This is a genomic window from Enterobacter sp. BIDMC 26 (assembly GCF_000534435.1).
Classification (GTDB): domain Bacteria; phylum Pseudomonadota; class Gammaproteobacteria; order Enterobacterales; family Enterobacteriaceae; genus Enterobacter; species Enterobacter ludwigii.
On sequence record NZ_KI973182.1, the window covers coordinates 4,140,702 to 4,159,319 of the forward strand.

The window sequence follows — 18,618 nt, forward strand, 5'->3', positions numbered from 1 at the left end:
TCGATATTCACTTAAATAGACTTTCCCTGCTACAATTGTGTAGGTCATTTTCGAAAAGAGTAAGGGAATGTTCAAGTTAACTGTTTGTTTACTCACCTGCAATTCAGCCAGGGTTCTTAACCATGTTCTGCCTCCTCTTCTTAAAATTGCAGATGAAATGATTGTTGTTGATTCCGGAAGTAAAGATAACACGCTATCCATTTGTGAAAGTTATAATTTAAGCCCTATCTATAGACAATATACGATGCATGGGGACCAAATGAACTATGCGGTGAGTCTTGCATCTCATGATTGGGTGTTATGCATGGATAGCGATGAAATCCTGGATGACCTGACTGTATCCTTTATTCTGAATCTGAAGAGTGGGGCTGAGCCTCCACCGGATCATGCCTGGCGTATTGCTCGACACTGGTACGTACTCGGAAAAGAAGTTCGTACTATCTATCCAGTATCGTCGCCAGATTTCCCTGTACGTCTTTTTAATCGCACCTGTGCAAGATTTAATCTCCGACCAGTAGATGACAAGGTGGAAGGTGAACTTAATGCTTTCATTATGGCTGGGCATGTACGCCATGATACCTTTTATGACCTGAATGAAGTGTTTAATAAGCTCAATAGCTATACAACAAGGCTGGTCAAATATCAGAAGATCCGCCCTTCAATTGGACGAGGCCTTATTAGTGCCATTGGGGCGTTTTTTAAATGGTATCTTTTCAGTGGTGCCTGGCGGCAGGGGAAAGTGGGCGTCGTGACGGGACTCTATGCAACGCTATACAGTTTTCTCAAATATTTCAAAGCCTGGTATCAGTTTGAGGATAAAAAATAGCCCGCATACAGGAAGTATACGGGCACTCATCTCGTTGCCATGCTCTGCCCGCCTGCGTTGGCGGGCCAATTATGCTTTTTTACCCCAGCCTTGCCATTGATGCTGCATATATTTCACTAAGGAACTCTGGCTGATACTTTCCCCTATCACGGTAAAGAATCGAGTAGCATATACAGGCTCTGGTGACTGCTTAGGCTTGCAAATTTTTACACCCCTGAATGGATTGCGCGGCTGCGTTACCGGTGGCTGTGCATTGCCAGGACGCGACGTATCAACCTGTGGCTCATTCAGCAGATCGCCTGGACGAACCAGCGTAATATCAGAGGGCAATGTCGGCAGCATCTGCTGCAGAACGCGAACGGTAGACGGGTGCGGGTGGCCGATAGCAATAGCCGAGCCATTGCGTCGTGCTAGCTGTACGGCGCGATTGAACTGCCCGCGGATATCCGCGTCGTTCTGGGTGTCATCGAGGAACACCTTGCGCTTTATTACCTTCACGCCTGTACCCTGCGCGGCACGCATCGCCTGGCTGTTGCCGATGGTCATGCTGTCGAGGAAATAGAGGTTATAGCGTTCCAGCGACTGCATCACTTTGAGCATCCCGTACAGGCTGGAGGTCATCGCGCTGCCCATGTGGTTGTTCAGCCCGACGGCGTACGGCACTTTATTGTAAGCATCGCGAATGATGCGATCGATCTCATCGCTGCTCATATCAGGGCGCAAAGTATCTTTTTCCAGCGGCTGCTTGCTGAGCGGTGCCATCGGCAGATGGATGAGAACCTGATGGCCGCTGTTATGCGCTTTGATCGCCATTTCACGCGCGTGCGGCGCATTCGGGAGGATGGCGACAGAGATGGCGGCCGGCATAGCCAGCACCTGATTCTCGGTGTGCGGACGATAACCGAAGTCATCAATCACTATCGCGAGTTTGCCAGCGTAGACCGGTGCTGCCAGCGCCAGTGCACTGGCGAAGGAGAGAACAATTCGACGAAATTGAAGCAAAACTTATCTTCCCAACCACGGCTGTGGATTGACCGCCTGACCCTGGCGACGAATTTCGAAATAGAGTGACGGGCGGCCCTGACCGCCACTGCTGCCCACGAGGGCGATGGGTTGGCCGGCGCGCACCTGAGTACCAACGCTGACCAGTGCGCTCTGGTTGTAGCCGTAAAGGCTCATATCGCCTTTACCGTGTTCCACCACTACCACAAGCCCGTAACCCTGCAGCCAGTCGGCCAGAATCACACGGCCATCGGCGATGGCTTTTACTTCGCTACCTTCAGACGCACCGATAACTATCCCTTTCCAACGTAGTTCACCCTGCAGCTGTTCGCCATAGCGATGCAGAATTGTACCGCGCACGGGCCAGTAAGCCTGACCACGAGGGGAGCCTAAACCGCCGGTACGTGACATCAGGGAGCGTTCGCTTTCGCTTGGCTTGTAGGTCGTACCTTTGCGTGAGGCTTCCTGCTGCTTGTCGCGTACGGCCTGCGCTTCGCGGGCCTCTTTTTCGGCGCGCGCTTTCGCCGCCGCTTCCGCGCGGGCGATACTGTTACGCAGTTTCGATTCGTTGGCGCGCATTTCGCTCAGCTGGCTTTGGCCTTGCTGAATAGAGGACTCGAGACCGGAAAGGGTTTTCTTGCGCTCGTTGCGGGCCTGCTCGAGCTTCGCTTGTTGCGCCTGCTGTTCGTAGAGCAGCGTCTGTTGCTGGCTCTGCTTCTCTTCGAGCTCGGCTTTTTGCGTGGTGACCTCTTCGCGCGTCTGTTTCAGCTGCGCGATAGTCTCCTGACGCGCCTGGTTCAGATAACCAAAGTAGGCCTGCAGACGCTGACCGCGCTGGCTCTCTTCACCGCTGAGGATCAACTGAAGGCCCGTGTGCTCACCCTGGCGGAAAGCAGCATCAAGCTGTGCGGCAAGGTTGCGTTCCTGGGCATCACGCTGGCGTTCCAGTTTGGCAATCGACGCGTTCATTTCGTCGATCTGTTTATTCAACTGGGCGAGGGTGTTTTGCGTTTCACGTAATTTACGTGCGGCAGCGGAGATGGCTTCTTCCTGCTGCTTAAGCTGAGCGAGCAGAGCAGAGCGTTGCTGCTGTTGCTGGCGTACCGCACGCTCTTTCGCGGCGATATCGGCCTGAATGGATTTCAGCTGGTCACGGTCATCCGCGTGGGCGGATGCGGCGCACAGCAATACGCCAGCGCTGAGTGCGCTGGCGCAAAGCAGAGGTCTGACTGATAACCTAAGCGGCTTCACGACCCATGTGATTGAAAAAATCGCCTTTCCCCTCATGGGGAGCGATTATTCCACGATGAACAGCGGCTTACCAGTCATCTCTGCAGGGATCTCCATGCCCATCAGCGACAACATGGTTGGCGCGATGTCGGAAAGCTTGCCGCCTTCCACTGCTTTCAGTGATTTATCACCCACATAAATCAGCGGAACAGGCAGGTTGGTGTGAGCCGTGTGCGCCTGGCCGGTTGCCGGGTCGCGCATCTGTTCTGCGTTACCGTGGTCAGCGGTGATGAGCAGCTGGCCACCAACGGATTCAACCGCTTTCGCGACCTGCTCAACACAGTGATCCAGCGCTTCAACCGCTTTTACGGCGGCTTCCATCACGCCGGTATGACCCACCATGTCGCCGTTCGGGTAGTTACAGATGATGGTGTCGTATTTGCCGCTTTCGATTGCCGCAACCAGTTTTTCAGTCAGCTCGGCAGAGCTCATTTCTGGCTGCAGATCGTAGGTAGCTACTTTGGGTGAGTTAATCAGAATGCGATCTTCGCCTTTGAACGGCTCTTCAACACCGCCGTTAAAGAAGAAGGTGACGTGGGCATATTTCTCGGTTTCGGAGATACGCAACTGTGTCTTGTCGTTCTTCGCCATCCACTCGCCGAAGGTATTGGCCAGTGAAGCGGGTGGATAAGCGCATGGCGCATTGATGTCAGCGGCGTATTCGGTCAGCTGAATAAAGTCGATCTTCACCACTTTCTTACGGGTGAAACCGTCGAAATCACTGTTCACGAACGCACGGGTGATTTCACGCGCGCGGTCAGCACGGAAGTTCATGAAGATCAGCGCATCGCCATCTTCCATGGCGGCATCAGCCTGGCCTTCAGCACGAATGACGGTTGCTTTCACGAATTCATCGTTTTCATCACGCGCGTAAGCGGCTTCCAGACCTTCCACCGCGGTCGCGAACTGGAATTCACCTTTTGCCAGCGTCATCAGGTCATAGGCCTGTTCAACGCGATCCCAACGGTTGTCGCGGTCCATTGCGTAGTAGCGCCCGATGATGGAGGCCACACGTCCTTTGCCAAGCGCGGCGAATTTGTTTTCAAAGGAGGCCAGTGAACCTTTTGCGCTGCGTGGTGGCGTATCACGACCGTCCAGGAAAGCGTGCAGATAGATTTTTTCTGCGCCGCGCTCAGCCGCCAGTTCAACCATCGCCATGATGTGATCTTCGTGGCTGTGTACGCCACCGGCGGAGAGCAGACCCATGATATGAACTGCTTTACCGGCCGCCACGGCTCTGTCCACCGCGCCGCAAAGTACTGGATTGTTGAAGAAGGTACGTTCTTTGATTTCAACGTCCAGACGCGTCAGGTCCTGATACACGATACGACCTGCACCCAGGTTTACGTGGCCAACTTCGGAGTTGCCCATCTGACGATCTGGCAGACCCACTTCCAGCCCGGACGCATCAATCAGGGTGTGGGGACGTTTTGCCCACAGCGCGTCCATCACCGGCGTTTTGGCGTTGAAAATGGCGTTATCCTGTTGATCTTCACGGTAGCCATAGCCATCCAGAATCACCAGTACCATAGGTTTTTTAGAAACCGACATTGCGACAACCTCATGCTCAAGAGTCAAAATTTGCGTAATTTTACTACAGCTGAATCGATCAAATAGCCGCAGAAGATCAAAGAAAGCGCAGGGGCAAGGTGCTTAGCGGACGCTTTTGAGGCAATTTTTTAGGTGGCAGGCCTCAGAAAATGGATTAGGTTATGGTCGCTGGCTGTATTTGCCACAACGCACAGGTATACTCCTGTCCTGGTTTTTTTAATCACTAAGTCGGAGTAGTTACCCTCCATGCAAGAAATTATGCAATTCGTTAGCCGCCATCCGGTTCTGAGCATCGCGTGGATTGGCCTGCTGGCTGCTGTGCTGTTCACCACATTTAAAGGCCTGACGTCTAAGATTAAGGTTATCACCCGTGGTGAAGCGACGCGTCTGATTAACAAAGAAGATGCCGTCGTGGTCGATCTGCGTCAGCGTGACGATTTCCGTAAAGGTCACATTGCTGGTGCTATCAACCTGTTACCTGCTGAAATCAAAGCGAACAACGTTGGCGAGCTTGAGAAACATAAAGCCCAGCCGATTATCGTTGTTGACGCGACCGGTATGCAGGCGCAGGAATCTGCCAGCGCGCTGCATAAAGCAGGCTTCGAAAACGTAACGGTTCTGAAAGAAGGTATTTCCGGCTGGAGCGGGGAAAATCTTCCTTTGGTTCGCGGTAAATAAGGAGTTCAGTAATGGCCAATATCGAGATCTACACCAAAGCAACGTGCCCGTTCTGCCACCGTGCAAAAGCGCTTCTGAACAGCAAAGGCGTAGCGTTCAAAGAACTGCCGATTGACGGTGACGCGATTAAACGCGAAGAGATGATCCAACGTAGTGATCGTACGACGGTTCCGCAGATTTTTATTGATGCGCAGCACATTGGCGGCTGTGATGACTTGTATGCGCTCGATGCCCGTGGTGGACTCGATCCGCTGCTGAGCTAAGAGACTTTAGGACAATTAAAAAGGGTTTTTCCATGTCAGAACAAAACAACACCGAAATGACTTTCCAGATCCAGCGTATCTACACCAAGGATGTCTCTTTCGAAGCGCCAAATGCGCCACACGTTTTCCAGAAAGATTGGCAGCCAGAGGTTAAACTTGATCTTGATACCGCATCTACCCAACTGGCGGATGACGTGTATGAAGTCGTACTGCGTGTGACTGTTACTGCCTCTCTGGGCGAAGAGACTGCATTCCTGTGTGAAGTTCAGCAGGGCGGCATCTTCTCCATCGGCGGCATCGAAGGCAACCAGATGGCGCACTGCCTGGGTGCATACTGCCCGAACATTCTGTTCCCGTATGCTCGCGAATGCATCACCAGCCTGGTTTCTCGCGGTACATTCCCGCAACTGAACCTTGCGCCAGTTAACTTTGATGCGCTGTTCATGAACTATCTGCAGCAGCAAGCTGGCGAAGGTACTGAACAACATCAGGATGCCTGATGAGCACTCTTAATGCGTCAATGACTGTGATCGGTGCCGGCTCATACGGCACCGCTCTTGCCATCACGCTGGCAAGAAATGGTCACGAAGTGGTTCTCTGGGGCCACGACCCAAAACATATCGCGACGCTGCAACGCGACCGTTGCAACGTGGCGTTCCTCCCGGACGTTCCGTTCCCAGACTCCCTGCACCTTGAAAGTGACCTTGCGACCGCGCTGGCGGCCAGCCGCAACATTCTGATTGTGGTGCCGAGCCATGTGTTTGGCGAAGTGCTGCGTCAGATCAAGCCGCTGATGCGCCCTGATGCGCGCATTGTATGGGCCACCAAAGGGCTGGAAGCCGAAACCGGACGCCTGTTGCAGGATGTCGCCCGCGAAGCGCTGGGTGATGACATCCCGCTGGCGGTTATCTCGGGGCCGACGTTTGCTAAAGAGCTGGCCGCTGGCCTGCCGACGGCGATCTCGCTGGCATCAACCGATCAGGCCTTCTCCGACGATCTTCAGCATCTGCTGCACTGCGGTAAAAGCTTCCGCGTTTACAGCAACCCCGATTTTATCGGTGTACAGCTGGGCGGTGCGGTGAAAAACGTGATTGCGATCGGCGCCGGAATGTCCGACGGGATTGGCTTTGGTGCCAACGCACGTACCGCACTGATTACGCGCGGCTTAACCGAGATGTCCCGCCTTGGCGCAGCACTGGGTGCCGATCCGACCACCTTCATGGGCATGGCGGGCCTGGGCGATCTGGTGCTGACCTGTACCGACAACCAGTCCCGTAACCGCCGCTTTGGCATGATGCTCGGTGAGGGCATGGATGTGAAAGGCGCGCAGGAGAAGATTGGTCAGGTGGTTGAAGGCTATCGCAATACCAAAGAAGTTCGCGAATTGGCGCACCGTTTTGGTGTCGAAATGCCAATAACCGAGGAAATTTATCAGGTATTGTATTGCGGAAAAAATGCGCGCGAGGCAGCATTGACCTTATTAGGTCGTTCGCGCAAGGATGAGCGCAGCAGTAACTAGTCGCAGGGATTCTTGTTAGCACTATGACCCGGCCAGCACAGAACTGGCCGGTCATTAACATGTCGTCTGGAGTAAGCAATGCCGTGTGAAGAACTGGATATCGTCTGGAACAATATTAAAGCTGAAGCCCGGGCTTTGGCTGACTGCGAGCCAATGCTGGCCAGTTTCTATCATGCGACGCTACTCAAGCACGAAAACCTCGGCAGCGCCCTGAGCTATATGCTCGCCAATAAACTGGCTTCTTCGATTATGCCCGCCATCGCCATTCGTGAAGTGGTGGAAGAGGCCTATGCCGCTGACCCTGAAATGATCGCTTCTGCCGCCTGTGATATCCAGGCCGTGCGCACGCGTGACCCGGCGGTGGACAAATACTCTACGCCGTTGCTGTATCTGAAGGGTTTTCATGCCTTGCAGGCGTATCGCATCGGCCACTGGCTGTGGAATGAAGGCCGCCGCGCGCTGGCTATCTTCCTGCAAAACCAGGTTTCCGTGACCTTCCAGGTGGATATTCACCCGGCCGCGAAAATTGGCCGCGGGATCATGCTTGACCACGCCACCGGCATTGTCGTCGGTGAAACCGCGGTGATTGAAGATGACGTTTCGATTCTGCAGTCGGTCACGTTAGGCGGTACCGGTAAAACCAGCGGCGATCGCCATCCGAAAATCCGTGAAGGGGTGATGATTGGCGCGGGCGCCAAGATCCTCGGCAACATCGAAGTGGGTCGTGGTGCGAAGATTGGCGCCGGTTCGGTTGTTCTGCAGCCTGTTCCGCCGCACACGACCGCCGCTGGCGTACCGGCTCGTATTGTCGGTAAACCAGACAGCGACAAACCGTCGATGGATATGGATCAGCACTTCAACGGTATTCACCATACGTTTGAGTATGGTGACGGTATTTAACTTCTGAGAATGGCGCCCGGGTATCCCAGCTGGCGCCATGCTTCATATACCACCACCGACACCGCATTTGACAGGTTCATGCTGCGGCTGTCCGGCATCATCGGAATACGAATCTTCTGCTCAGCGGGCAGGGCATCAAGAATGGTGGCCGGCAGGCCGCGCGTTTCCGGGCCAAACATCAGATAATCACCGTCCTGATAGCGCACGGCGCTATGTGCCGGCGTACCTTTGGTGGTCAGGGCGAACATGCGCTGTGGGTTTTCGCTTTCCAGAAACGCGGCGTAATCATGATGGCGAACCACGGCCGTAAATTCATGATAATCCAGCCCCGCGCGGCGCAGACGTTTGTCGTCCCACGTAAAACCCATCGGCTCGATGATATGCAGACGAAAACCGGTGTTGGCGCACAGGCGGATAATATTGCCGGTATTCGGCGGAATTTCTGGTTCGAATAAAACGATGTTAAGCATGCTGCCCCCTTAATTGCGGGGGCAGAATAGCAGAAACCGGGCCGCTTATGCGACGCCGAGATCCTGCGAGCGGCAACGCAGCATTTTGTAGAAGGTTGCCGCGGCCGCCAGCAGAGCGGGCAGGCTAAGGATCATCAAAATACTGTCTGCCTGCCACTGCATGGAGAGAAGCTGCGCGCTGGTCATGGTGCCTGCCACGCCACCAAAGCGGCCAATGCCCTGCATCCAGGCAATGCCCGTTGCGCGACACTCGGTAGGATAAAAGGTGGCTGCCAGCGTCTGCATTCCCGATTGCGCGCCGTTCATCGCGATCCCCATCAGGAAAATCAAGCCGCCAAACAGGGCGATATGGTTATGTTCAATGCCGAGCGCCAGAATGAGCAGCATGGTCAGGACAAAGCCACCTGCGACCACTTTGTGTGCCTCCCAGCGATCCATCATCCAGCCCGCGAGAAGGATGCCTGCGGTACCGCCGAAGGTGAACAGCGAGGTGAGCCATGCGGATTCCGCGAGGGGATAGCCCATCCCCAGCATCAGTGTCGGCATCCAGCTAAGCAGGACGTAATAAATCACCAGCCCCATAAAATAGGTTACCCATAGCATCAGGGTACCAGGCAGCCAGGGCTGTGAAAACAGCTGTGCTACGCTCCCTTTTTTGGCGGCGACCCGATCCTCTGCGAGGAAGAAACCGGTGACGCCATCGAGGGTCGTGCGGGCGAAACGGCTGGTGATACGGCGGATCTGCATCATGTCTTTCCCGCGCTGCACCAGGTATTTCACCGATTCCGGTAAAAACAGCATCAGCAGCAGCGTTAATATCAGCGGTGCTATCGCGCCGGTCAGCAGTACGCTTCGCCAGCCATGATGCGGGATAAGCCAGGATGATATCGCCCCACCGCCGGCCGCGCCCAGCGGGAAGCCGCAGTACATGGTATTAATCGCCATGGCGCGACAGCGCTGAGGGGCAAACTCTGAGATGAGGGTGATGGCGTTCGGCATGGCGGCACCCAGCCCCAGGCCCGTCAGAAACCGCCATAGCGTCAGGGTGTTAAGGCTTTGTGCCCAGGCCGTCCCCAGGCTTGAAAGGCCGAAGAACAGACAAGAAAAGACCAGTACGCGCTTGCGGCCTATCCGGTCCGATACCGGGCCTGCGACCAGCGCTCCCAGCGACAGCCCGAGCAGTGCTGCGCTCAGTACCGGTCCCAGATCCTGTTTGTGTATGCCCCATTCTGCCGACAGCGTGGGCGCAATGTAGCCCATTGCTGCGGTATCGAAACCATCGATCGCCAGCACCAGAAAGCCCAGCACGATGAGCACCCAGTGAAACCCGGAAAAGGGACTGTCGTCGATCACCTGCTGAATATCCACCTGACCTGAATATCTCATTCGCTCCCCTCTGATGTGATGGTGTTTTTGTGTTCTTGTATTTGCTTGTCTATACAATTGCGTGCGGCACAGGTATGTCAAATTTTCTTATCTAATATGTTACCTGGATGTTATTTTTGACAAAAAAAAGCGCCCGAGGGGAGTTCGGACGCGAGGAGAGGGGAAGGGGAATCAGACGGGTGTCAGGCTGCGTCACCCTGGGCAAGCGGTGCCAGTGCTGCGGGTAATTTACCCAACTCCTGCACCAGGGAATCCTTGCTGATTTCGCGAATCGTTTTTGCGCCGGTCAACGTCATCGCCACTTTCATCTCTTTTTCGATCAGGTTGAGCAGATTCGCCACCCCTGCTTGACCAGCCGTAGCCAGTGCATAAAGATATGCGCGTCCGAGCAATACGCTGTCTGCGCCAAGGGCAATCATACGCACCACGTCAAGCCCGTTGCGGATACCGCTGTCGGCGAGGATAGCGATATCACCTTTCACCGCATCGGCAATCGCCGGCAGTGCGCGTGCGGAAGAGAGTACCCCGTCAAGCTGACGTCCGCCGTGGTTAGAGACCACAATACCGTCAGCGCCAAAGCGCACGGCATCGCGGGCATCTTCCGGGTCGAGGATCCCTTTGATCACCATCGGGCCGTCCCAGAATTCGCGGATCCACTCCAGGTCTTTCCACGAGATGGACGGATCGAAATTATTCGCCAGCCAGCCGATGTAATCTTCCAGCCCGGTGGGTTTACCGAGATAGGCCGAGATATTCCCCAGATCGTGCGGGCGACCATTCACACCGACATCCCAGGCCCATTGCGGGTGCGTTACTGCCTGCCAGTAGCGACGCAGGGCAGCATTTGGGCCGCTCATCCCGGAGTGGGTATCACGGTAACGGGCGCCAGGCGTCGGCATATCAACGGTAAAGACCAGCGTTGAACAGCCCGCGGCTTTGGCACGCTCCAGCGCATTGCGCATAAAGCCGCGATCGCGCAGGACGTACAGCTGGAACCACATCGGACGCTGGAGGGTCGGGGCCACTTCTTCAATCGGGCAGACGGAGACGGTGGAGAGGGTAAACGGAATACCTTTGGCATCCGCCGCCGCTGCCGCCTGGACTTCACCCCGGCGGGCGTACATGCCGCACAAACCGACTGGTGCAAGGGCCACCGGCATGGAAAGCGTTTCGTTAAACAGCGTTGTCTCAAGGCTCAGCTCAGACATATCTTTCAGCACGCGCTGGCGCAGCGCCACTTCCGACAGATCTTCCACGTTGCGGCGCAGGGTGTATTCGGCATATGCCCCACCGTCGATATAGTGGAACAGGAACGGCGGCAAAATGCGCTGCGCCGCGGCGCGATAGTCACTGGCTGCTGAAATAATCATGCTTTGTTCTCCCTGGAAATATCACTGTCGCCAGGCAGACGGGTAATACGCGCCTGTCGGGCCTGATCTTCATCGAATCGTTTAATGGTGGTGTGCACGAACCCCAGATGCGCCATCATCGCTTTGCGCGCGGCTTCAGCATCCCCGGCCAGAATGGCGTTGAGTACCGCCTCGTGCTGTTCGGTCAGTTGGGCAAATACCGGCGGGACCAGATACATACGCTGGCGGCTCTGCTTCACGGAGGATTGCAACAGGTCGAAGAAACCGCGCATGGTCTGGAGCAGAACGACGTTGTGCGATGCTTCGGCAATCGCCAGATGAAACCGCACGTCCGCCTGCGAGGCGATGTCCGGGTCGCTGCTTTGGGTGGCGTCAAAGCAGGCTTTGAGCTTCTCTTTGTCGGCTTCAGTGGCCCGCATGGCCGCATGCCAGGCGGTACTGGTTTCGATGGCGTGCCGCGCTTCAATGATGTCGAAGCTGTAGTCCGGGTCGTTTTCCATCAGCGTTTTAAGCGGCTGCACGATGTTTTGCTCGGACCAGTCATCGTGCTGCCAGCGGACAAAGGTGCCGCCGCCCCGACGGCTTACCAGTACCCCTTCGCTGACCAGCGTCGCCAGCGCCTCACGCAGGGAGTTACGAGATACACCCAGTTGGGCGGCGAGCTGGCGCTCGGCGGGCAATTTCATGCCCGCTTCCAGCTGTTGTTCTTCAATCAGCGCCCGTACGCGAGAGGCAATCTCGTCGGATAGGCGTCTGGGCATGACTATCATGGGATCATCCAGGTTAAGACATAGGCCTGCAGGGTCGTGATCACCCCGACCATACAGGTGAATATCAGGCTGTGTTTCACGGTAAAGCGGAACAGGTCCGACTCTTTACCGACCAGTCCCACCGCCGCACAGGCAATGGCGATGGATTGCGGTGAGATCATCTTGCCGGTCACGCCGCCGGTAGTATTGGCGGCCACCAGAAGGATGTCCGACACGCCAATCTGCTGGGCTGCCGTCGCCTGCAGGGCCGCAAACAGGGCGTTAGATGAGGTATCTGAACCGGTCAGGAACACCCCCAGCCAGCCGAGGAACGGCGAGAAGAACGTGAAGGCGTGGCCGGTATGCGCCAGCGCAAGCGCCAGTGTCGATGACAGGCCGGAATAGTTCGAGATAAACGCGAACGCCAGCACCATGCCGATGGAGTAGATCGGCAGCATCAGCTCCTTAATGGTAGCCGCAAAAGTCTGAACTGCAGCCGCTGGCTTCATGCGTAACCACACCACAGACAGGATAGCGGCAAACAGGATTGCGGTGCCGGTTGCCGAGAACCAGTCAAATTTATACACCGCGGCATACGGCGTGGCGGTGTGCACCACGGGCGGCATACGGGCGACCATCTTGTCGAGGAACGGCACGGAGATGTTAATGACCATCTCATACAGTGCGCCACCCGGTGCGAACAGGGCCTTAAACGGTGGAATACTCCAGAGCGTAACCGTGGCGGTCAGGAACAGGAACGGAGACCATGCGCGAATGATTTGTCCCGCGGTATAACCGGTACGTGCCAGGGTTTGATCGACGTGTGAGGCACCCATATCGGCGAAACGGAATATGCGTACCGGCTGCCAGCGTTTCAGGAACAGCGTCAGGCAGACCAGCGACACCAGTGAAGAGATAATGTCCGGCAATTCGGGGCCGAGGAAATTCGAGCTGAGATACTGGGCAATGGCAAACGAGCCGCCAGCGACGACCACCGCAGGCCATGTCTCTTTCACGCCGCGCCAGCCATCCATAATCGCCATGATCCAGAACAGCACGATGATGGTCAGGAACGGCAGCTGACGGCCAACCATCTGGCCAATTTCAAAGCTGTCCAGACCGGTGACCTGCCCGGCGACCAGAATCGGGATCCCCATCGCACCAAACGCCACCGGCGCGGTGTTAACGATCAGACAAAGACCTGCGGCGTAAAGCGGGTTGAACCCCAGCCCGACTAACAGCGCCGCGGTGATGGCAACCGGTGCGCCAAACCCGGCCGCCCCTTCCAGAAAAGCCCCGAAGGAGAAACCGACAATCAGCATCTGCAGACGCTGGTCCGGGGTAATGGAAAGTATCGATGAGCGGATAATGTCGAACTGCCCGGTTTTCACCGAGATTTTGTAGACAAAGACCGCCGCGATGATGATCCACGCAATCGGCCACAGGCCGTAGAAGAAACCATAAACGACGGAGGCCAGCGCGCGATCGACCGGCATTTTATAGAAGAACAGTGCCACCATCAGCGCAATGGCAACGGTGTACGTCGCGGCCAGGTATCCCTTCAGCTTGAGCTTAATCAGCGCAAAGAAGAAGAACAGGATCGGAAGCGATGCGATCAGGCTCGACAGCCAGATATTGCCAGCCGGATCGTAGTTTTGTTGCCAGAGGCTCATGCAGGTCTCCTGAGGACCAGACAGTCTGCGTAGCGGGTGAGTCTCCGCTCATCTCTGCGTCACAAACTGTGTAAAAGTGGTCCTGCCAATATTGTGTTGTAGGGTGAATGACAATAAATGGTTAACCAGTTGTTATGAGTCGGCAATGATTTTGTGAGGGGAATTAGTGGAATTGTGAACCAGGAAAGTGATTATCGGGAGATTGGTTGGGCCAATTTTAAGCGGTGAGGGGGGCGACGCGGTGTGGTTTTCGCCCTCTCGCCTGGGAGAGAGGGCGGGGGACGATCAAAACGCGGTCTTACAAAAACCCGTCATCTCTTTCAGACCCATTTCGCGACCAAGCTCGGTCATGGGATGAACCACCACCAGGCCACGGACGCTTTTCTTCAGCTTGCCCATGTCGGCCTGCTCTTTTTTAGTGATGGCACGACGGTGCGGCATGCTCAACAGCTTACGGGCTTCGTTGCTCAGCTTCTGGCCTTTGACTTCGCGCAGACGCTCGATTTCCGCTTCAAGCTTCTCACTCTCTTTCTCCAGCTCGGCATACTTCTCGGCGGATTCAACCAGCGAGAGACCAGCCATCTGGTGGCGGATCAGATCCAGGCGGTCGCTCAGGCGTTTAATTTCGTTCTTTTCGACTTCTTTCATGACAAATAACTCTGAAAACGGGGAATTTACAGGGAAGGATACACCAATGTGAGCAGGCTTACTTCTGAAACGCTTTTTTTAAGCTGATTCGGGAAATCAGCTCAGTCAGGGAAAGGACCATTGTGGAACGGACAACCTGTTGATAACGCAGCTTTTGCATCGCGTACAGCTCAGGGTCACTGTTATCAAAATGGGGAGCAGGGGGAAGCGCGGTGACGCAGTGTAGCTCGCCGAAGGGGCCAAGGATCTCATCATCGGTAAAGGTGTACTCATTACCGTCATGATTTAACTCTTCGCGCAGTGCCATCAGCAGCTCGGCATCTTCATACTCTTGTCGGTTCAACACGCCAAGACCATAAATCAGCTTCAGACGTACCGATAAATCGCCCAGCGGTCCGTCTCCGTCCAGTAACGGTTCTACAGCATATTTTACCGCGTAGTCGTCTTTGCGAAACACCTGAAGTACCAGAATATTCACCGCCTCGGTTAGCAACTCGACGGCGGCAATCAGGAAACTTCGTACGGTTTTGCCAGCATTCAGACGCTCAAGCACACGATTTTCAAAGGCCTGGGTTTGTTCCATTATTGCCTGCATATCTGACAATCTGTTATTTGGGCGCAGGCTATCCTGCGCCGCACTCTGCATCATTTGATTGCGTTGTAAGCGTTCACCGCCTCCACAACCACGTCGCTGTTGGCATCCAGACCCGAGATCTGCGCCAGCGCACCCTGCGGGCCTTTATCGTTAATCAGCTGAGCCAGCTCCTGCGCCTGTGGATCCTGTTCGCTGCGGTAATGCATCGCGGCGGCAATCCCTTTCACCAGGTTGGCGTGCGCAAGACCATACTCCAGCGTGCCCAGCAGCGGTTTAATCAGGCGATCGCCCGCGCTCAGTTTACGCAGTGGCTGACGGCCTACGCGCTCAACGTCATCTTTCAGATACGGGTTTTCAAAACGACCGAGGATTTTCTGGATGTATGCTGCATGTTTCTCAGCATCAAAACCGTAGCGTTTGATCAGCACCGCGCCGCTCTCTTCCATTGCCCCTTTAACCACTGCACGGATGCTCTCATCAAGGATCGCGTCACGAATGGTCTGATGACCGGCCAATTTTCCGAGGTACGCGGTTATAGCATGCCCGGTGTTCAGCGTGAAGAGTTTACGTTCGACAAAGGCCATCAGGTTATCGGTTAATTCCATCCCCGGAATGGTTGGCAGCGCGCCTTTAAACTGGGTTTTGTCGACGATCCACTCGCTGAAGGTTTCCACGGTCACTTCCAGCGGATCGTGGGTGGCGGATTCTGATGGCGGAACGATACGGTCAACGGCGGAATCCACAAAGCCGATGTGCGCTTCCACCCAGGCTTTATCTTCGTCCGCGACGGCGGCGAGCACATGGCCTTTCAGCTGCGTGGTGCCGCGCACCATGTTTTCACAGGCGATGATGTTCAGCGGTGTGTCGATGCCCTGCGCTTTACGTTTTGCCAGGCCTTTCGCCACCGCAGGGGCAATGCGCTCAAGCACCACCGGGCCAACGGCCGTGGTCACCAGATCGACACTGGCGATGAGGTCGATAACGTCTTCGCCAATGCTGCTTACCGCATTAACGCCAGACACCGTCTCAACCTGCTCGTTTTCGCCTACCACGTGTACCTGATAGCTATGACGGGCATTCAGGGCATCCAGGACTACCTGATTCACATCGGCGAATGTCAGCGTAATGCCTGCGTCTGCCAGCAGTTTACCGATAAAGCCACGACCGATATTACCTGCGCCAAAATGTAATGCTTTCATAGTATTAACCTTAATCAATGTTTTTACCCGAGAGGGCTGGGGTGAGGCTTTGCCCTCACCCTAACCCTCTCCCCACAGGGGGAGAGGGAAGAGGTTCCGTTACTTGTTCAACAGCGCCAGCACTTCTTCCACGCTGGTGGTGTTGGCCAGACGTTCAATGACAGAGTCGTCATCCAGCGCGTTGGTCAGGCTGGTAATCACCTGGATGTGCTCGTTATTGCGAGCGGCGATACCAATCACCAGGCGGGCGATGTCGTCTTCTTCTTCACCGAAGCGTACACCATCCGGATACTGGCAGAACACCACGCCGGTTTTCAGTACGCGGTCTTTCGCTTCAACCGTACCGTGTGGAACCGCAATGGATTCACCCAGATAGGTTGGGGTCAGCTTTTCACGCTCCAGCATCGCGTCAACGTATTCAGGCTGCACGTAGCCGCCTTTCACCAGCTGTTCACCGGCAAAGCGAATCGCCTCTTCCTTGTGGGACGCCGTGCGGCCCAGGAAGATGTTTTCTGCGCCCAGGCGGAACAGGTGGCTGTCGTTCGCGTCAAAGCTGTCTTTCAGGCTGTCGCGGACTTTGACTTCGTTATCTTCATGACGCTGTGCCGCCACCAGACGTTCGGTCAGGTTGGTGTACAGGCCGCTGTCCAGGAAGTTGGTCAGCGAAATGTGCTGTGCCTGAGGAACCTGACGCATCGCACGTTCGGTCAGATCGCGGTGCGTAATCACCAGGTCAACATCTGCAGGCAGGCTGTTGATGGCGCTGTTGGTGACGGAGATGTTGGTCAGACCCGCATCCTGCACTTTCTTACGCAGCACGCCGGCACCCATGGCGCTGGAACCCATACCCGCGTCACAGGCCACGATGATTTTACGTACGTGGCTCAGGTCGTTAGAGACATCGCCCGCCGCCAGCGGCGTGGCGCCTTTTGATTCGGCTTTCATGTCATGCATACGACGGGTTGCCGCTTCGATATCGTCATCTTCTTTCACTTTGCTGGTTTTCAGCAAGATAGAAGAGACCACGAAGGAGACGGCCATTGCCGCACAGATGGCTGCGATGTTAGCGAAATAGGCACCTTTCGGGGTCATCGCCAGGACCGCCAGGATGGAGCCTGGAGAGGCCGGAGAAACCAGACCACCGCCCAGCACGCTCAGGGTGAACACGCCCGTCATACCGCCGAGGATAACGGCCAGGATCAGACGTGGGTTCATCAGCACGTAAGGGAAGTAAATTTCGTGGATACCGCCCAGGAAGTGGATGATAGCCGCGCCGCCCGCAGACTGTTTCGCACTGCCGCGACCAAAGAACATGTACGCCAGCAGAACACCCATGCCCGGGCCCGGGTTGGCTTCAATCAGGAAGAAGATGGACTTGCCGAGGTCATGAGACTGCTGAATACCCAGCGGTGAGAAGATACCGTGGTTAATGGCGTTGTTGAGGAACAGGATTTTCGCCGGTTCAACAAAGATAGACGCCAGCGGCAGCATGTCGTGCGCAACCATGAAGTTAACGCCTGCCGCCAGAACTTTGGACAGCACTTCAACCGCAGGGCCAATACCGAGGAACGCCAGAATCGCGAGGATCATACCGATGATGCCCGCAGAGAAGTTGTTCACCAGCATTTCGAAGCCGGATTTGATCTTGCCATCAACCCAGACGTCGAATTTCTTAATTGCCCAGCCGCCCAGAGGGCCCGCAATCATTGCACCGAGGAACATCGGCATATCCGCACCGACGATAACCCCCATCGTCGTGATGGCACCCACAACGCCACCACGGTCTCCACCCACCAGACGCCCCCCGGTAAACCCGATAAGTAGCGGCAGCAGGTAGGTAATCATTGGGCCAACAAGTTTCGCCAGCGTTTCGTTAGGCAACCACCCTGTCGGAATGAACAACGCAGTGATGATACCCCACGCGATAAACGCGCCGATATTTGGCATCACCATATTGCTGAGGAAACGACCAAAGCTTTGAACTTTGATCTTGAAATCGGATGACATAAAACACCCCTTCTTCTGTTTACGCTTAGGCTTGCGGCCCGAGGTTTATTGTTAATGAGGCGGCAGAGGTAGCCGGGCCCTGTTCTGATGCTGTGAAATCTGGCACTGAATCGTTCAACTGTCCAGATGACGGAAATTTGTGTGATATGAATCACGTAAATGTAGGGGGTGCAGACATGAATGAAGTGATCTTCATCACAAAAATGGTGGATAAAAAAAATACGATGGCGATAAATAAAGCAAAAACCACCCACTTCTGTGATGTGAGTCACACTTGCTTGTCGTGAGTTTGTTTCTGGATTGTGACTAATTTCACAAAAAATTTTTATGCAGAATTCTCCGGATGTGATCGGCGACAAATTCTGCCTGGCGATTCAACGCCAGGATGGTATGAAGTCACACATAAAGCTAAAAAATGACTTTTCATGTGTGGTATGGCGAAAAGCAATAAGGTACGTTACGCTCATATTGTAAGGTTAAGTCTATTATTAT

General features: G+C 55.1%; 18 protein-coding genes. 6 read left to right on the forward strand and 12 right to left on the reverse strand.

All coding sequences use genetic code 11. The annotated features are described in order from the left end of the window. Positions 1-67: 67 nt before the first annotated feature. Complete coding sequence (locus L462_RS03990) at positions 68-826, forward strand: glycosyltransferase family 2 protein (RefSeq protein WP_032679753.1); 759 nt, start codon at positions 68-70, stop codon at positions 824-826. Between the two features lie 69 nt (positions 827-895). On the opposite strand, the gene L462_RS03985 is transcribed toward L462_RS03990, so the two are convergent. The 3 genes from L462_RS03985 to gpmM are packed head-to-tail and all read right to left on the reverse strand — an operon-like array spanning position 896 to position 4,669. Further along, the gene (locus L462_RS03985; protein WP_032679330.1) at positions 896-1,828 is read right to left on the reverse strand and encodes a divergent polysaccharide deacetylase family protein; all 933 of its coding nucleotides are present in this window, start codon (positions 1,826-1,828) and stop codon (positions 896-898) included. 3 nt (positions 1,829-1,831) lie between these two features. Further along, on the reverse strand, positions 1,832-3,091 hold the full coding sequence (envC, locus tag L462_RS03980; protein ID WP_025206449.1) for a murein hydrolase activator EnvC: 1,260 nt from the start codon (positions 3,089-3,091) through the stop codon (positions 1,832-1,834). A 33-nt stretch (positions 3,092-3,124) separates the two neighbouring features. Further along, positions 3,125-4,669 carry a 2,3-bisphosphoglycerate-independent phosphoglycerate mutase gene (gene gpmM, locus L462_RS03975; RefSeq protein ID WP_032679331.1) on the reverse strand — a complete coding sequence of 515 codons (1,545 nt, stop codon included), beginning with the start codon at positions 4,667-4,669 and terminating at the stop codon, positions 3,125-3,127. A 246-nt stretch (positions 4,670-4,915) separates the two neighbouring features. Here gpmM and L462_RS03970 point away from each other — a divergent pair, with 246 nt between their 5' ends. The 5 genes from L462_RS03970 (at position 4,916) to cysE (ending at position 8,029) form a co-directional block, all read left to right on the forward strand. Then, on the forward strand, positions 4,916-5,347 hold the full coding sequence (locus L462_RS03970; RefSeq protein WP_014168077.1) for a rhodanese-like domain-containing protein: 432 nt from the start codon (positions 4,916-4,918) through the stop codon (positions 5,345-5,347). A gap of 11 nt (positions 5,348-5,358) precedes the next feature. Beyond that, a complete protein-coding gene (grxC, locus tag L462_RS03965; RefSeq protein ID WP_032679332.1) occupies positions 5,359-5,610 on the forward strand; it encodes a glutaredoxin 3 in 252 nt (83 codons plus the stop codon). A gap of 32 nt (positions 5,611-5,642) precedes the next feature. Next, positions 5,643-6,110 carry a protein-export chaperone SecB gene (gene secB / locus L462_RS03960; protein WP_014168079.1) on the forward strand — a complete coding sequence of 156 codons (468 nt, stop codon included), beginning with the start codon at positions 5,643-5,645 and terminating at the stop codon, positions 6,108-6,110. Next, complete coding sequence (gene gpsA, locus L462_RS03955; protein ID WP_014168080.1) at positions 6,110-7,129, forward strand: NAD(P)H-dependent glycerol-3-phosphate dehydrogenase; 1,020 nt, start codon at positions 6,110-6,112, stop codon at positions 7,127-7,129. The genes secB and gpsA overlap by 1 nt, the downstream gene beginning before the upstream one ends. Before the next feature lie 78 nt (positions 7,130-7,207). After that, on the forward strand, positions 7,208-8,029 hold the full coding sequence (cysE, locus tag L462_RS03950; protein ID WP_008502718.1) for a serine O-acetyltransferase: 822 nt from the start codon (positions 7,208-7,210) through the stop codon (positions 8,027-8,029). Here the strand turns inward: cysE and trmL are convergent. From trmL to L462_RS03905, 9 genes are all read right to left on the reverse strand, one after another. Continuing rightward, positions 8,026-8,499 carry a tRNA (uridine(34)/cytosine(34)/5-carboxymethylaminomethyluridine(34)-2'-O)-methyltransferase TrmL gene (gene trmL, locus L462_RS03945; protein WP_014168081.1) on the reverse strand — a complete coding sequence of 158 codons (474 nt, stop codon included), beginning with the start codon at positions 8,497-8,499 and terminating at the stop codon, positions 8,026-8,028. The two genes, cysE and trmL, sit on opposite strands and share 4 nt — an antisense overlap. Positions 8,500-8,544: 45 nt before the next feature. Continuing rightward, the gene (locus tag L462_RS03940) at positions 8,545-9,885 is read right to left on the reverse strand and encodes an MFS transporter (protein ID WP_032679333.1); all 1,341 of its coding nucleotides are present in this window, start codon (positions 9,883-9,885) and stop codon (positions 8,545-8,547) included. 182 nt (positions 9,886-10,067) lie between these two features. Then, positions 10,068-11,255, reverse strand: coding sequence for an FMN-dependent L-lactate dehydrogenase LldD (gene lldD / locus L462_RS03935; protein ID WP_032679334.1), 1,188 nt, complete (start codon positions 11,253-11,255; stop codon positions 10,068-10,070). Further along, the gene (lldR, locus tag L462_RS03930; RefSeq protein ID WP_014168084.1) at positions 11,252-12,025 is read right to left on the reverse strand and encodes a transcriptional regulator LldR; all 774 of its coding nucleotides are present in this window, start codon (positions 12,023-12,025) and stop codon (positions 11,252-11,254) included. Before lldR ends, lldD begins: the two co-directional genes overlap by 4 nt. Further along, the gene (lldP, locus tag L462_RS03925; protein WP_020882668.1) at positions 12,022-13,677 is read right to left on the reverse strand and encodes an L-lactate permease; all 1,656 of its coding nucleotides are present in this window, start codon (positions 13,675-13,677) and stop codon (positions 12,022-12,024) included. Before lldP ends, lldR begins: the two co-directional genes overlap by 4 nt. Before the next feature lie 285 nt (positions 13,678-13,962). Further along, the gene (locus L462_RS03920) at positions 13,963-14,325 is read right to left on the reverse strand and encodes a YibL family ribosome-associated protein (protein ID WP_032679335.1); all 363 of its coding nucleotides are present in this window, start codon (positions 14,323-14,325) and stop codon (positions 13,963-13,965) included. 58 nt (positions 14,326-14,383) lie between these two features. Beyond that, positions 14,384-14,971, reverse strand: coding sequence for a mannitol operon repressor MtlR (gene mtlR / locus L462_RS03915; protein WP_025206446.1), 588 nt, complete (start codon positions 14,969-14,971; stop codon positions 14,384-14,386). Then, on the reverse strand, positions 14,971-16,119 hold the full coding sequence (mtlD, locus tag L462_RS03910) for a mannitol-1-phosphate 5-dehydrogenase (protein WP_025206445.1): 1,149 nt from the start codon (positions 16,117-16,119) through the stop codon (positions 14,971-14,973). The genes mtlR and mtlD overlap by 1 nt, the downstream gene beginning before the upstream one ends. A gap of 99 nt (positions 16,120-16,218) precedes the next feature. Next, positions 16,219-18,126, reverse strand: coding sequence for a PTS mannitol transporter subunit IICBA (locus L462_RS03905; RefSeq protein WP_014168089.1), 1,908 nt, complete (start codon positions 18,124-18,126; stop codon positions 16,219-16,221). Positions 18,127-18,618: the final 492 nt, after the last annotated feature.